The 14,566-nt window shown below is 71.4% G+C and carries 10 protein-coding genes and 1 pseudogene; 5 read left to right on the forward strand and 6 right to left on the reverse strand.

The annotated features are described in order from the left end of the window. Nucleotides 1-173: 173 nt before the first annotated feature. Both J7F03_RS11025 and J7F03_RS11030 read left to right on the forward strand, forming a co-directional pair. Nucleotides 174-2,417 (forward strand): ATP-dependent RecD-like DNA helicase, encoded by a 2,244-nt coding sequence (locus J7F03_RS11025; protein WP_214948535.1) that lies wholly within the window; start codon nt 174-176, stop codon nt 2,415-2,417. Between the two features lie 182 nt (nt 2,418-2,599). Next, nucleotides 2,600-3,889 carry a citrate synthase gene (locus J7F03_RS11030; protein ID WP_214948536.1) on the forward strand — a complete coding sequence of 430 codons (1,290 nt, stop codon included), beginning with the start codon at nt 2,600-2,602 and terminating at the stop codon, nt 3,887-3,889. 410 nt (nt 3,890-4,299) lie between these two features. Here the strand turns inward: J7F03_RS11030 and J7F03_RS11035 are convergent, their stop codons facing one another. Continuing rightward, entirely contained in the window at nt 4,300-6,606 is a 2,307-nt protein-coding gene (locus J7F03_RS11035; protein ID WP_214948537.1) for a cation-translocating P-type ATPase, read from the reverse strand. Nucleotides 6,607-6,697: 91 nt separating this feature from the next. After that, nucleotides 6,698-6,931 carry a heavy-metal-associated domain-containing protein gene (locus tag J7F03_RS11040; protein WP_214948538.1) on the reverse strand — a complete coding sequence of 78 codons (234 nt, stop codon included), beginning with the start codon at nt 6,929-6,931 and terminating at the stop codon, nt 6,698-6,700. Between the two features lie 282 nt (nt 6,932-7,213). Here J7F03_RS11040 and J7F03_RS11045 point away from each other — a divergent pair. Next, nucleotides 7,214-7,820 (forward strand): annotated as a pseudogene (locus J7F03_RS11045) (cation:proton antiporter); the annotation flags it as partial. A gap of 13 nt (nt 7,821-7,833) precedes the next feature. On the opposite strand, the gene J7F03_RS11050 reads toward J7F03_RS11045, so the two are convergent. Next, nucleotides 7,834-8,544: a TetR/AcrR family transcriptional regulator gene (locus J7F03_RS11050; protein WP_214948539.1), complete on the reverse strand. Its 711-nt coding sequence runs from the start codon at nt 8,542-8,544 to the stop codon at nt 7,834-7,836. Nucleotides 8,545-8,675: 131 nt separating this feature from the next. Here J7F03_RS11050 and J7F03_RS11055 point away from each other — a divergent pair, with 131 nt between their 5' ends. After that, nucleotides 8,676-10,919 carry an MMPL family transporter gene (locus tag J7F03_RS11055; protein ID WP_214948540.1) on the forward strand — a complete coding sequence of 748 codons (2,244 nt, stop codon included), beginning with the start codon at nt 8,676-8,678 and terminating at the stop codon, nt 10,917-10,919. A gap of 115 nt (nt 10,920-11,034) precedes the next feature. Here J7F03_RS11055 and J7F03_RS11060 read toward each other — a convergent pair whose 3' ends face one another. From J7F03_RS11060 to J7F03_RS11070, 3 genes are all read right to left on the reverse strand, one after another. Further along, entirely contained in the window at nt 11,035-11,235 is a 201-nt protein-coding gene (locus J7F03_RS11060) for an AlpA family transcriptional regulator (protein WP_214948541.1), read from the reverse strand. Between the two features lie 267 nt (nt 11,236-11,502). Then, entirely contained in the window at nt 11,503-12,516 is a 1,014-nt protein-coding gene (locus J7F03_RS11065; RefSeq protein WP_214948542.1) for a Gfo/Idh/MocA family protein, read from the reverse strand. Between the two features lie 54 nt (nt 12,517-12,570). Continuing rightward, nucleotides 12,571-13,485, reverse strand: a complete 915-nt coding sequence (locus J7F03_RS11070; protein ID WP_214948543.1) for a sugar phosphate isomerase/epimerase — start codon at nt 13,483-13,485, stop codon at nt 12,571-12,573. Between the two features lie 65 nt (nt 13,486-13,550). Between J7F03_RS11070 and iolC the strand changes: the two genes are divergently transcribed. After that, the gene (gene iolC / locus J7F03_RS11075; RefSeq protein ID WP_214948544.1) at nt 13,551-14,561 is read left to right on the forward strand and encodes a 5-dehydro-2-deoxygluconokinase; all 1,011 of its coding nucleotides are present in this window, start codon (nt 13,551-13,553) and stop codon (nt 14,559-14,561) included. Nucleotides 14,562-14,566: the final 5 nt, after the last annotated feature.

Genomic DNA, 14,566 nt, shown 5'->3' on the forward strand with positions numbered 1-14,566 from the left:
TCTGGGGGGATCGGGAAGTCCGACGAGGGAGGGGTAACCGTGAGGGGGTCCGGCCGGAAGGCCGGACCCCCTTTCGGTCTCCGGAGCCCGGGCGAGTGCCTGCGGAGTGCCTGCCGGGGGGGAGTTGTCCCCAGGTCCGGCGGACTGTCGGCGCCGGACGGTAGCTTCGTGCCATGACTACCAACGCGGCGGCGTCGTCGGCAGTGGTCGAGGGGGTGCTCGAGCGCATCACCTACGCCAACGAGGAGAGCGGGTACACGGTCGCCCGGGTCGACACCGGCCGCGGCGCAGGCGACCTGCTCACCGTCGTCGGCTCCCTCCTGGGGGCCCAGCCGGGCGAATCGCTGCGCATGGAGGGCCGCTGGGGCTCGCACCCCCAGTACGGCAAGCAGTTCACCGTCGAGAACTACTCCACGCTCCTGCCCGCGACCATCCAGGGCATCCGTCGCTACCTCGGTTCCGGCCTGATCAAAGGCATCGGCCCGAAGATCGCCGACCGGATCGTGGAGCACTTCGGCATCGACACCCTGGACGTCATCGAGGAGCAGCCGAAGCGGCTGATCGAGGTGCCCGGCCTCGGCCCCAAGCGGACCAAGCTGATCGGCGCCGCCTGGGAGGAGCAGAAGGCCATCAAGGAGGTCATGGTCTTCCTGCAGGGAGTCGGCGTCTCCACCTCCATCGCGGTCCGCATCTACAAGAAGTACGCCGACGCCTCCATCTCCGTGGTGAAGAACCAGCCCTACCGGCTCGCCGCCGACGTCTGGGGCATCGGCTTCCTCACCGCCGACCGCATCGCGCAGGCCGTCGGGATCCCGCACGACAGCCCGGAGCGGGTCAAGGCCGGCCTCCAGTACGCCCTTTCCCAGTCCACCGACCAGGGGCACTGCTTCCTTCCCGAGGACCGGCTCATCGCCGACGGGGTCAAGCTGCTCCAAGTGGACACGGGGCTGGTCATCGACTGCCTGGCCGAGCTCGCCGCCGACCCGGAGGGCGTCGTACGGGAATCCGTACCGGATCCGCAGGGCGGCCCGGACCTCACCGCGGTGTACCTGGTGCCGTTCCACCGGGCCGAGCTGTCCCTGGTCGGCCAGGTACGCCGGCTCCTGTACGCCGACGAGGACCGGATGCCCGCCTTCCAGGACGTGGACTGGGACAAGGCCCTGGGCTGGCTGGCCGGCCGGACCGGCGCCAAGCTGGCCCCCGGCCAGCGGGACGCCGTCCGCCTCGCCCTCACCCGCCGGGTCGCGGTCCTCACCGGCGGGCCCGGCTGCGGGAAGTCCTTCACCGTCCGTTCGATCGTGGAGCTGGCCCGCGCCAAGAAGGCCAAGGTGGTGCTCGCCGCCCCCACCGGCCGTGCGGCGAAGCGGCTGGCCGAGCTCACGGGGGCCGAGGCCTCCACCGTGCACCGGCTCCTGGAACTCAAACCGGGCGGGGACGCGGCGTACGACCGGGAGCGGCCGCTCGACGCGGACCTGGTGGTCGTGGACGAGGCCTCGATGCTCGACCTGCTGCTGGCGAACAAGCTGGTCAAGGCCGTGGCGCCGGGCGCGCACCTGCTACTGGTCGGGGACGTGGACCAGTTGCCCTCCGTCGGCGCCGGCGAGGTGCTGCGCGATCTGCTCGCCGAGGGCGGTCCGGTCCCCGCCGTCCGGCTGACCACCATCTTCCGCCAGGCCCAGCAGTCCGGCGTGGTCACCAACGCGCACCGGATCAACACCGGCCTCCCACCGATCACCGACGGGCTGCCCGACTTCTTCCTGTTCCCGGAAGAGGACACCGAGGAGGCCGGAAAGCTCGCCGTGGACGTCGCCGCACGGCGTATTCCAGCCAGATTCGGGCTCGACCCGCGGCGCGATATCCAGGTCCTGGCCCCGATGCACCGGGGGCCGGCCGGCGCCGGCAACCTCAACGCCCTGCTCCAGCAGGCCGTCACCCCGGCCCGGCCCGACCTGCCCGAGAAGCGCTTCGGCGGCCGCGTCTTCCGAGTGGGTGACAAAGTCACCCAGATCCGGAACAACTACGAGAAGGGCGCCAACGGTGTCTTCAACGGCACGGTCGGCGTGGTCACCGGCCTCGACCTGGACGAACAGCGTCTGACGGTGCGCACGGACGAAGACGAGGAGGTGGCCTACGAGTTCGGCGAGCTCGACGAGCTGGCCCACGCCTACGCCGTCACCATCCACCGGTCCCAGGGGAGTGAATATCCGGCGGTCGTGATCCCGGTCACCACCGGGGCTTGGATGATGCTCCAGCGAAATCTGCTCTACACGGCGGTGACCAGGGCGAAGAAACTGGTCGTACTGGTCGGGTCCCGCAAGGCCCTCGGGCAGGCGGTGCGTACCGTTTCCGCAGGCAGGAGGTACACGGCCGTGGCTCCCCGGCTCTCCGGACGCATACCGGTGGGAAACATCACCTAGATGATCGATCATTTGGGGTATCCGCCACCGTGCGGAGGCGGCAGGATGAGCAGGCTGAAGGCACTCAGTGCCGTCAAAAACACCAAACCCCGACCCCGAGTGCACTCACCTGTGCCAAATGGGGGAAGGTAGAGGCAGTCAGGGCACCTCGAAGAAGAGGCACTACGTCGGTGAGGGATGACGTGAGCGACAACTCTGTAGTACTGCGGTACGCGGACGGTGAATACACCTACCCGGTGGTCGAAAGCACCGTCGGCGACCGGGGCTTCGACATTGCGAAGCTCCGGGCTCAGACCGGGCTGGTCACCCTGGACAGCGGCTACGGAAACACCGCCGCCTACAAGTCCGCCATTACCTACCTCGACGGTGAGCAGGGCATCCTGCGCTACCGCGGATACCCGATCGAGCAGCTGGCGGAGCGCTCGACCTTCATCGAGGTCGCCTACCTGCTGATCAACGGGGAGCTGCCGACCGTCGACCAGCTCGCGTCGTTCCGCAACGAGATCACCCAGCACACGCTGCTGCACGAGGACGTCAAGCGTTTCTACGACGGCTTCCCGCGTGACGCGCACCCGATGGCGATGCTGTCCTCCGTGGTCAGCGCGCTGTCGACGTTCTACCAGGACAGCCACAACCCCTTCGACGAGAAGCAGCGCAACCTCTCGACGATCCGGCTGCTGGCCAAGCTCCCGACGATCGCGGCGTACGCGTACAAGAAGTCGGTCGGCCACCCGGTGGTCTACCCGCGCAACGACCTCGGCTACGTCGAGAACTTCCTGCGCATGACCTTCTCCGTGCCGGCCCAGGAGTACGACCTGGACCCGGTCGTGGTCGCGGCGCTCGACAAGCTGCTGATCCTGCACGCGGACCACGAGCAGAACTGCTCGACCTCCACCGTGCGTCTGGTCGGCTCCTCGCAGGCGAACATGTTCGCCTCGATCTCCGCCGGCATCTCGGCCCTGTGGGGTCCGCTGCACGGTGGCGCCAACCAGTCCGTCCTGGAGATGCTCGAGGGCATCAAGAACGACGGCGGCGACGTCGACGCCTTCATCCGCAAGGTGAAGAACAAGGAAGACGGCGTCCGCCTCATGGGCTTCGGGCACCGCGTCTACAAGAGCTTCGACCCCCGGGCGAAGATCATCAAGGCGGCGGCGCACGACGTCCTCTCGGCGCTCGGCAAGGACGACGAGCTGCTGGACATCGCGCTCAAGCTGGAAGAGCACGCGCTGGCCGACGACTACTTCGTCGAGCGCAACCTCTACCCGAACGTCGACTTCTACACCGGCCTGATCTACCGGGCCATGGGCTTCCCGACCGAGATGTTCACCGTGCTCTTCGCGATCGGCCGGCTGCCCGGCTGGATCGCCCAGTGGCACGAGATGATCAAGGAGCCCGGCTCCCGCATCGGCCGCCCGCGCCAGATCTACACCGGTGAGGTCCTTCGCGACTTCGTCCCGGTCGAGGCCCGCTGACCCGAGGCTCTCGCCGCGGCGCCCCCCGGCGCCGCGGGGCCGCGTCACCGCGGCCATAGGAAAAGCGCCCCGCCATCGATCCCCCCACGGGTCGAAGGTCGGGGCGCTTTCCTTACCCCGGAACGGATTCCCCCCACGGGACCCGGACCGGGTGTCTGCGTGGAGCGCGCGGGGCGCGCTCCGGTGTCTGCCGGGACCCGTACGGGTCGGGAGGGCCGCTCGAAGCTTCCCGAGGGCACGCGTCCCGGCCGGCTGATGCCACGGGTGTCCCCCAAGACCCCCGCGAACGCCCCCAAGACGTTCCTGGCATCGCCCCATTAGACCCACGGGCCTGCCCGATGGTTACGTTGCGATCACTGTGATCTGCGTCTCGCGTGAAGAAGCTGTGCGCGATTTGCGAAGGTCACTCACTAGCGGAACGAGCGCAGCCGCAGGCTGTTGGTCACCACGAAGACTGAGGAGAAGGCCATCGCGGCCCCCGCGATCATGGGGTTGAGCAGCCCGGCGGCCGCGAGCGGCAGCGCCGCGACGTTGTAGCCGAAGGCCCAGAACAGGTTCCCCTTGATCGTGGCCAGGGTCCGGCGGGAGAGCCGGATCGCGTCCGCCGCGACGCGCAGGTCGCCCCGTACGAGGGTCAGGTCGCTCGCCTCGATCGCCGCGTCGGTGCCGGTGCCCATCGCCAGGCCCAGGTCGGCCTGGGCCAGCGCGGCCGCGTCGTTGACCCCGTCGCCGACCATGGCGACCGTACGGCCCTCGGCCTGCAGCCGGCGTACGACGTCCACCTTGTCCTCGGGGAGGACCTCGGCGATGACCTCGTCGATGCCCACCTCGCGGGCCACGGTCTCGGCGACGGCCTTGTTGTCGCCGGTCAGCAGGACCGGGGTCAGCCCCAGGGCCCGCAGCCGGGACACGGCCTCGGCGCTGGTCTCCTTGACCGCGTCGGCGACGGTCAGCACCCCGCGCGCCTCCCCGTCCCAGGCCACCAGGACGGCGGTGCCGCCCGCGGCCTCGGCGGCGGCCTTGGCCGCCGCGAGGGAGGCGGGCAGTGCGATCGACCAGTCGGCCAGCAGCTTCTCGCGGCCCACCAGGACGGCGTGTCCGTCGACCACGCCCTGGACGCCGAGGCCGGCGAGGTTCTCGAAGCCCTCGGGGACGGGCAGTTCGCCGGCCTTCTCGGCGGCGCCGGCGGCGACGGCGCGGGCGATCGGGTGCTCGGAGGCGTGCTCCAGGGAGCCGGCCAGGCGCAGCAGCTCGGTCTCGTCCACGCCCTCGGCGGTGTGCACGCCCGACAGCGTCATCCGGCCGGTGGTCACGGTCCCGGTCTTGTCCAGGACGACGGTGTCCACGCGGCGGGTGGACTCCAGCACCTCGGGGCCCTTGATCAGGATCCCGAGCTGCGCGCCCCGCCCGGTGCCGACCATCAGCGCGGTCGGGGTGGCCAGGCCCAGCGCGCACGGGCAGGCGATGATCAGGACGGCCACGGCGGCGGTGAAGGCGGCCGTCGGGTCGTCGGTGAGCAGCAGCCAGGTCACCCAGGTGCCCAGGGCCAGTACGAGCACGACCGGTACGAAGATCCCGGAGATCCGGTCGGCGAGGCGCTGGACCTCGGCCTTGCCGTTCTGCGCGTCCTCGACGAGCTTGGCCATCCGGGCGAGCTGGGTGTCGGAGCCGACGCGGGTGGCCTCGACGACCATGCGGCCCGACGCGTTGACGGTGGCGCCGGTGACACCGTCGCCGATGGTGACCTCGACCGGGACCGACTCGCCGGTCAGCATGGAGGCGTCCACGGCGGAGCTGCCCTCGACGACGGTGCCGTCGGTGGCGATCTTCTCGCCGGGCCGGACGACGAACCGGTCGCCGACGGCGAGCGAGCTCACGGGGACGCGCACCTCGGTGCCGCCGCGTAGGACGGCCACGTCCTTGGCGCCGAGGTGCATCAGGGCCTTGAGGGCCGCGCCGGCCTTCCGCTTCGAGCGGGCCTCCAGGTACCGGCCGAGCAGGATGAAGGAGACGACTCCGGCCGCCACCTCCAGGTAGATCGCCGAGGCGCCGTCGGTGCGCGAGACGGTGAGGTCGAAGCCGTGCCGCATGCCGGGCATCCCGGCGTGGCCGAAGAACAGGGCCCACAGCGACCAGGCGAAGGCGGCCAGGGTGCCGACCGAGACCAGCGTGTCCATGGTCGCGGCGCCGTGCCGGGCGTTGGTCCAGGCGGCCTTGTGGAAGGGCAGCGCCCCCCAGACGACCACGGGGGAGGCGAGGGTGAGCGAGAGCCACTGCCAGTTGTCGAACTGGAGGGCCGGGACCATCGCCAGCAGGACGACGGGCAGGGCGAGCGCGGCGGAGACCAGGAGGCGCTGGCGCAGCGCGGCGAGCTCGGGGTCCCGTACCTCCTTCGGTCCTGCGGCTTCCGGCTCGGTCCGGATCTCGGGCTCGGGCGGCGGCTCCTCGGCGGTGTAGCCGGTCTTGACGACGGTCGCGATGAGGTCGGCGACCTGGACGCCTTCGCCGTAGGAGACCTTGGCCTTCTCGGTGGCGTAGTTCACCGACGCGCTGACCCCGTCCATGCGGTTCAGCTTCTTCTCGATGCGGGCCGCGCAGGAGGCGCAGGTCATCCCGCCGATGGTCAGCTCGACCTCGGCCGTGGCCGTCGCCTTGTCCGCGGCCTCGGCCGTGCCGGGCACCGCTATGGGACCGTCGTGCACTGTGCTGCTGCTCATGATCCGGGCTCCAGGGGGAGGGCCGGGCCGTACGGAACCAGTATGAGCTGGCCGGTACGGCCCGGCGGGATACTGCCGAAGAGGGTGGTGATCAGACCTGGCCGGCGAGCTCGTACCCGGCCTCGTCGACGGCGGCGCGTACGTCGGCCTCGTCGAGCGGGGCGGCCGAGACCACGGTGACCTCGCCGGTCGCGGCGACGGCCTTGACCGAGCTGACGCCCGCCAGGGCGGAGAGCTCGCTGGTCACCGCACCCTCGCAGTGTCCGCAGGTCATGCCCGTCACCCGGTAGACGGTGGTGGTCTGGGTGTCCGTGTCGGCGCTCATGTCGTTCTCCTCTTCAAGGGCGTTTCCGGGCGCCGGAAGGCGGCGGATTGCTCCACCGTCCTCCCGACACCCGAAGACTATACCCCTAGGGGGTATGGATGCGAGCGTCCTCGAGGTTCTTTTGACGGTGCCGCTCGGCGAGAAGACCGTGAAGTGGGCAATCATCGTGAAACGTATGTAAATGGCGCCTATGGCGCACTCGGGGATCACGCTCATCCTGATCATGTCGATCGCCGTGCTCGCCCCCTGCTGGCCTACGGGGTCGCGCGCCGGCTCCGGCTGGGGCTCGGGATCGGCGTCCTGCTGGCCGACGGCGGCTTCGACAAGGGCGTCTACATCGGCACCGCGCTCACCAGCACCGCCCTGGGCACGATCCTGCCGGTCATGCGGGACGCGGGGGACCTCCAGAGCCGGTTCGGCTCCGTGATGATGGCGATGGGCGCGATCGGCGAGTTCGGGCCGATCATCGCGATGGCGCTGCTGCTCAGCGGGCGGGCGCCGGGCCGCTCGGCGGCGCTGCTGATCGCCTTCGCGGTGCTCACGGCGGCGGCCGTGTTCTGGGCGGTGCGGCCCAAGCCGCCCTGGTTCTCCCGGGTCATCGCCAAGACCCTGCACAGCAGCGGGCAGTTCGCGGTACGGCTGGTGATGCTCATGCTCGTGGCGTTCCTGGCGCTGGCCGAGGTGCTCGGCCTCGACGTCCTGCTCGGCGCCTTCGCCGCTGCTGCCGGTGTTCCTGCTGCTGTTCCTCCTCGTACGGGGACTTCCGATGTGGCTGCTGGCCCCCCGGGACCTGGGTCGGCGGGACCGGTCGGCGCTGGTCCTGTTCGGCTCCACGGCGCTGCCGCTGGTGGTGGCGATCACCACCCTGGGGGTCCAGGACGGGGCCGGGGCGAGGGTGCGGATCAGCGAGGAGGAGGCGTGGTGATCATCGGGTCCAGGTAGCGGAGCAGGACGGTCTTCAGCTCCGCGACGTACGCGTCCCGCTCGGCGCCCTCGCTGGCCAGGATGAGTTCGAGCGAGGTTTTGACGATGCCGAGCACCATGTGCGCGACGTGGGTGAGCTCGGCGGTGGTGGGGGCGGCCTTGCCGGCCGGGGTGGCGGTCTCGGGTGTGACGCAGGCGCGCAGCACCTCCTCGACGCGGGTCAGCATTCCGGTGTGGAGCTCGTCGTGCTCCTGGGTGATCCCGGGGACGCCGGAACCGTGCATGAGTGCCCAGAAGGCCGGGTTCTCGCAGTTGAAGGCGATGACCGGGTCCAGGACCGCGTCGAGCAGCTCGGGCAGCGGCCGGTCGAGGTTCTCGGGGAGGAAGGCCTGGCCGTGTGCCTCGTGGGCGCGGTGGAGCAGCTGGCCGCCCAGCTCGACGGCGATGGCCTCCTTGTTCGGGAAGAACTGGTAGAGCGTGCCCGGGGACACGCCGGCCTCGCGGGCGATGGCGTTGGTGCTGGCGGCGGCGTAGCCGGTGCGGCAGAACACCCCCGCGGCCGCCGCCAGGAGCTGGGCGATCCGGCGCTCGCCGCGGGCCTGGCGGCGGCGGGGCGGTGTTCCGGCTGCCGCCTCCGGGGTTGATTCACCCGCTTTGTCCGTGCTCTTGGTCCGAGAGCTCTCCCGCATGTCCAATCCCTTGCTTCCTGTGGGCGATTGACAAACGCGAGTACTCGCTCGCATTCTTGGGGAACGCGAGCGACTGCTCGTGTTTGCCAGTCTAAGTGGCCTGGCAATCACGGTGAAGGGGACACCGAGACATGACCGAAGTCAAAAAACCGCCGTCGGCCGGGGAGGGCGGCCGGTGGACCCGGGTCGTCACCGCACGCCCGAGGCTCTCGCTGCTCCTCGCTCTGCTGGTCACCGCACTGGCGGTCTTCGCGGGCGGCGGCGTCGCCGACCGCCTGGGCAGTGGAGGCTGGGAGGACCCCGGAGCCCGGTCCACCTATGCCGCCGAGGCCCTGGAGCGCGAGTTCCCGGGGTCCCAGTCCAATCTGCTGCTGCTCGTCGACGCGGGAGCCGGGGTGGGGCCGGCCGGGGTGGACGACCCCGCCGTCGCCGCCGAGGCGCAGCGGCTGTCCGCGGAACTCGCCGCCGAGCAGGGCGTGATCGGCGTGGGCTCCTACTGGCAGACCCAGCTGCCCGCCCTGCGCTCCACGGACGGCAGGCAGGCCCTCGTCGTCGCCCGGGTGCCCGGCGACGACAAGGCGGTCAATGCCGTGCTCGACCGGATCGCCCCGCACTACCGCGGTGAGCACGGCCCGGTGAAGGTCTCCCTCGGAGGGCCGGCCGCCGTCCAGCGCGAGGTGACCACCACCATCCAGGAGGACCTGCTGCGCGCCGAGCTGATCGCCCTGCCGGTGACGCTCGTCCTGCTCGTCCTCGTCTTCGGCAGCGCCGTCGCGGCCCTGCTGCCCCTCGGTGTCGGCATCGTGGCCATCATCGGGACCAATGCCGTGCTCCGCGGCCTCACCGAGTTCACCGACGTCTCCGTCTTCGCGCAGAACCTCACCACCGCGCTCGGCCTCGGACTCGCCGTCGACTACGCCCTGTTCATCGTGCGCAGGTTCCGCGAGGAGCTGGCCGCCGGGCGCGACCCGGTGGCCGCCGTCGGGGCCACCCTGCGCACCGCCGGGCGCACGGTGCTGTTCTCCGCGCTGACCGTCGCCGTCTCCCTCTCGGCCATGCTCTTCTTCCCGATGTACTTCCTGCGCTCCTTCGCCTATGCGGGGGTCGCGGTGGTCCTGCTCGCCGCGGCGGCCGCGCTGATCGTGCTGCCCGCCGCGCTGGTGCTGCTCGGGAACCGCGTCAACTCCCTCGACATGCGGCGGCTGTGGCGCCGCGGCGGCCCGGCCCGGGAGTCCGCGGCCGGGGGCGGGGGCGGGCGGGGCTGGGCCCGGCTGACGGCCCTGGTGATGCGCCGCGCCCCGCTGTTCGCCCTGGCCACCACGGCCGGGCTGCTGCTCCTCGGGCTGCCCTTCCTCGGGGTGAAGTTCGGCACCGTGGACGACCGGCAGCTGCCGAAGACCGCCGAATCGCATGTGGTGCAGCAGCAGATCCGCGAGGGCTTCGCGGGCGCCCCCGGTGGCGCGCTGACCGTACTGACCGAGGGCGCGTCCGGCGCCGCCGCTCTCGACGGCTACAAGCGGGAGGTGGAAGCCCTGCCCGGCGTGGTGAGGGTGGACGGGCCCGTGAGCACGGTGTCCGGCGAGGCGTACGCCTACTTCTCGGTGCTCACCGAGGGCGAGGCGGTGGGGCAGGGGGCCCAGGACCTGGTCGGCCAGGTCAGGAAGGTGGAGGCCCCCTTCGAGACCTCCGTGACCGGACAGGCGGCGGTGCTCGTCGACGCCCGCAAGGCCATAGCCGAGAAGCTGCCCCTGGCCCTGGCCCTCGTGGTCGCGGCGACGCTACTCCTGGTCTTCCTGCTCACCGGCAGCCTGCTGATCCCGCTCCAGGCGGTACTGCTCAACGCGCTGAGCCTTACGGCGATGTTCGGGGCGGTGGTGTGGGTCTTCCAGGAAGGGCACCTGTCCGGACCGCTCGCCTTCACCTCCACGGGCGACATCGAGACCACCTTGCCCGTGCTGATGTTCTGCATCGCCTTCGGACTCTCCATGGACTACGGGGTGTTCCTCATATCCCGGATCAAGGAGGAGTACGACCGGACCGGGGACCACGAGGGTGCGGTACGCGCCGGGCTGGCCCGCACGGGCGGTCTGATCACCGCGGCGGCCGTGATCCTGGCCGTGGTGATGGTCGCCATCGGCAGCTCGCGGGTGACCAACACCAAGATGCTGGGCCTCGGGATCGCGCTGGCCGTGCTGATGGACGCGATGGTCGTCCGGAGCCTGCTGGTTCCGGCGGTCATGAAGCTGACCGGAAAGGCCACCTGGTGGGCGCCGGCGCCGCTGCGCAGGGCGCACGAGCGGTTCGGTCTGAGTGAGGGGGAGCCCGCGGTGCCGGCGGCCGAAGCGCCGGAGCCGATACCCGCGGCAAGCCGTTAGCCCGCTAGCCCGGTGGCCGGGAGCCGCCGGCCGGGAGTCGCCGGCCGGACAGCGTGGTCGGAGCCTGTGGAGACGGGCCCCGGGAGGGTCGCGTCCGTGGCCCGGAATCCGGGGGTCAGTCTTCGCGGCGTCCCCGGTTGCCGGGCCGGCGGGCCACCCAGGCGCGGATGGTGTCGGTGTACCAGTAGGGCTTGCCGCCCTCCACGTGGTCGGGGGCCGGCAGCAGCCCGTGCTTGCGGTAGGAGCGCACGGTGTCCGGCTGGACCCGGATGTGAGCGGCGATCTCCTTATACGACCACAGTTGTCGGTCGCTCATCCTCGACACCTCCTTGTCCACGCCGCGGGGCCGGCCGGGAGGCCGTCGGGGGAGCCGGCGCGTGGACACTGACGATCACTCAGGTTTGTGCCCGGAGAACGACGGACGGTGAAGGCAGGGGAGGGGCTGTCGACCGGCTGTGACGGAAAACCCGCGTAATGCGGATATGCGTGACACAACGGCGACCCCTGTGACACGCACGGCACACAAGGCGCATGCGCAGCATCCGTTCCAAATGCCATATATGGCATGACGGGCCTGTCAGGCTCAGCGGTAGAGGCCCGGGCGTTCCACCTGCTCCACGAGGGTCCGTACGCCGCTGCGCGCCGCGGCGAGGCCCGCCTCGGAGACGGCCGCCGCCGCGTAGCCGTCCCACGCGTCGGGGCCGTCCACCCGGCCCCGCGCGGCCGCGGTGACCCAGCGCCGGAGCTGGCGGTCGTAGGCGTCGGCGAACCGCACCGTGAAGTCCTGGTCGATCTCCCCGCCCCACCGGCCCGCCGACTGGACGACCATCGCGTGGCCGTCGCCGATCCGGGCGCTGCCGGACTCGCCGACCGCCTCGCACTGCACCTGGTAGCCGAAACCGCAGTTGACGAAGATCTCGACGTCCACGACGGCGCCGCCCGAGGTCTCCATGAGGACGAGGCGCGGATCGCGCAGCCCCTCGGGGGCTGCGGAGGTGGGCGTCGGGGAGAGCACGGTCACGGCGGTGATCTCCTGCCCGAGCAGCCAGCGGGCCGCGTCCACCTCGTGCACGACCGAGTCGCTGATCAGCATGTCGCTGGTGAAGAAGGACGGCGAGGAGGCGTTGCGGTGCCGGCAGTGCAGGAAGAGCGGCCGCCCGATGCCGCCCGCGTCGAGCAGCTCCTTGAGCCGCGCGTACTCGGCGTCGTAGCGCCGCATGAAGCCCACCTGGACGAGCCGGTGCCCGTGGCGCGCCTCCGCCTCCATGATCCGTAGGGCGCCCGCCGGATCCGGGGTCAGCGGCTTCTCGCAGAGCACCGGCAGCCGCCGTTCCAGCGCGTGCAGGATGGCTTCCTCGTGCGCGGGCCCGGGCGAGGCGATCAGTACGGCGTCCACTCCGGGCGCGGCTATCGCGGCCGCCGGATCGGTGTGCGCGCTCGCCCCCTCCAGCCTGGCCGCGACCTCCTTGACCCGGTCCCCGTCCGGGTCGGCCACGGCCACCACCCGGGCCCCGCCCACCGTCCGCCCGAACCGGCGGACGTGGTCGGAGCCCATCTTCCCGGTGCCGATGACGGCGATGCCGAGCGTGCTGGTCATGTCTGTTCCTCCGTGGGGTTCGGCCGGCGTGGCTTCGGGTCGGCGGGGGTTCGGTCAGCGGGCGCCGCAGGAGCGCAGATAGGCGCGGGTGCGGCGGGCGATCGGCAGCGGACGGTCGGGCGGGCACGGGTACATGTCCTGCTCCACGATCGCGAACAGGTCCACGCCGAGCCGCTGTGCGGCCGCCAGTACCGGTTCCAGCGCGGGCACCCCCGCCGGCGGCTCGCACATCACCCCGCGGGCCACGGCCGGCCCGAAGGGCACCTGGCCCGCGACGACTTCGGCGAGGATCCGGGGATCCACCTGCTTGAGGTGCAGGTAGCCGATCCGCTCCGCGAAGGTCTCGATGGCCTGGACGCTGTCGCCGCCGCAGTACGCGTAGTGCCCGGTGTCCAGGCAGAGGGAGACGAGCGCCGGATCCGTCGCGTCGAGGAAGCGGGCGACGTTCTCCGGAGTGTCGATGTGCGTGTCGGCGTGCGGGTGGACGACGATCCGCAGCCCGTACCGGTCCTGGACCTGCCGCCCCAGCCGCTCGGTCTGCGTGGCGAGTTCACGCCAGGCTGCGGGCGTGAGCGTGCGGTCCTCCAGTACCTCGCCGGTCTTGTCGTCCCGCCAGAAGGACGGGATCACGACGAGGTGCGCCGCGCCCATGGCGCGGGTGAGTTCCGCGATCCGCGACACGTGCTTCCAGGTGTCCTCCCATACGGCGGGCCCGTGATGGAGTCCGGTGAAGACGGTTCCGGCCGAAACCCGCAGGCCGCGCTTGGCCACCTCGTCGGCCAGCCGGGCGGGATCGGTGGGGAGGTAGCCGTACGGCCCGAGCTCGATCCACTCGTACCCGGCGTCCGCGACCTCGTCGAGGAACCGCTCCCACGGGGTCTGCGCCGGGTCGTCGGGGAACCAGACCCCCCAGGAGTCCGGAGCCGAACCGATGCGGATACGGGTCAACGCGGGCGGTGAGGACGTCATGCGGCCACCTTAAAGTGCGAGGCTCAAAGGGACGGGGAGCGTGCGGTCGGCAGGAAGGTGTGGTGATGGCTACGGATCCGGTGGCGTTCGACCTGATCACGATGGGGCGCATCGGGGTGGATCTCTACCCCTTGAAGACGGGCGTACCGCTCGGGGAGGCCGACACCTTCGGGAAGTTCCTGGGCGGTTCCCCCGCCAACGTGGCGGTCGCGGCGGCCCGGCTGGGGCGGCGGACGGCGTTGATCACCCGGACCGGCGCGGATCCCTTCGGGGCGTACCTCCGCTCGGAGCTGCGCGGATTCGGGGTGGACGACCGGTGGGTGGGGGAGGTGGCGGCCTACCCGACGCCGGTGACCTTCTGCGAGATCTTCCCGCCGGACGACTTCCCGCTGTACTTCTACCGCTACCCCAAGGCCCCGGACCTGGAGATCGGCGCGGCGGAGCTGGACCTCGACGCGGTCCGGGCGGCCCGGGTGTTCTGGATGACCGGTACGGGGCTCAGCGCGGAGCCGAGCCGCACGGCCACGCTGGCCGCGCTGGAGGCGCGCGCGAAGGCCGGGACCACGGTGTTCGACCTGGACTGGCGGCCGATGCTGTGGCCCTCCGCGGACGGGGACGGGGCCGGGGCCGGGGCCGGGGCCGGGGACCGGGCCGCGGGGCCGGGCGAGTGGTACCGGCGGGCCCTCGGGCTCGCCACGGTGGCCGTGGGCAACGCCGAGGAGTGCGCGATCGCCACCGGCGAGACCGAGCCGTACGCGGCCGCGCGGGCCCTGCTCGCGGCCGGGGTGGAGCTGGCGGTGGTGAAGCGCGGCCCGCAGGGGGTACTGGCCGTCCACCGCGACGGGACGGTGGTGCAGGAAGCGCCGGTGCCGGTGACGGTCGTCAACGGGCTCGGGGCGGGGGACGCGTTCGGCGGGGCCCTGTGCCACGGACTGCTCGCGGGATGGGAGTTGGGGCGGACGATCCGCTACGCGAACGCGGCCGGGGCGATCGTGGCGTCACGGCTGGCGTGCTCGACGGCGATGCCGTTCGGGCACGAGGTGGAGGAGGTGCTGGGCCGTGCCGGTGGTGTCTGAGTGGG

The sequence above is a fragment of the Streptomyces sp. ISL-43 genome, from assembly GCF_018614195.1.
GTDB lineage: Bacteria > Actinomycetota > Actinomycetes > Streptomycetales > Streptomycetaceae > Streptomyces.

Excerpts from the sequence above, each read along its gene's own strand:
- J7F03_RS11065 (WP_214948542.1), bottom strand. The coding sequence starts at position 12,516 with ATGACCAGCACGCTCGGCATCGCCGTCATCGGCACCGGGAAGATGGGC.
- iolC (WP_214948544.1), top strand. The coding sequence starts at position 13,551 with ATGGCTACGGATCCGGTGGCGTTCGACCTGATCACGATGGGGCGCATC.
- J7F03_RS11025 (WP_214948535.1), top strand. The coding sequence starts at position 174 with ATGACTACCAACGCGGCGGCGTCGTCGGCAGTGGTCGAGGGGGTGCTC.
- J7F03_RS11055 (WP_214948540.1), top strand. The coding sequence starts at position 8,676 with ATGACCGAAGTCAAAAAACCGCCGTCGGCCGGGGAGGGCGGCCGGTGG.
- J7F03_RS11060 (WP_214948541.1), bottom strand. The coding sequence starts at position 11,235 with ATGAGCGACCGACAACTGTGGTCGTATAAGGAGATCGCCGCTCACATC.
- J7F03_RS11040 (WP_214948538.1), bottom strand. The coding sequence starts at position 6,931 with ATGAGCGCCGACACGGACACCCAGACCACCACCGTCTACCGGGTGACG.
- J7F03_RS11035 (WP_214948537.1), bottom strand. The coding sequence starts at position 6,606 with ATGAGCAGCAGCACAGTGCACGACGGTCCCATAGCGGTGCCCGGCACG.
- J7F03_RS11070 (WP_214948543.1), bottom strand. The coding sequence starts at position 13,485 with ATGACGTCCTCACCGCCCGCGTTGACCCGTATCCGCATCGGTTCGGCT.
- J7F03_RS11050 (WP_214948539.1), bottom strand. The coding sequence starts at position 8,544 with ATGCGGGAGAGCTCTCGGACCAAGAGCACGGACAAAGCGGGTGAATCA.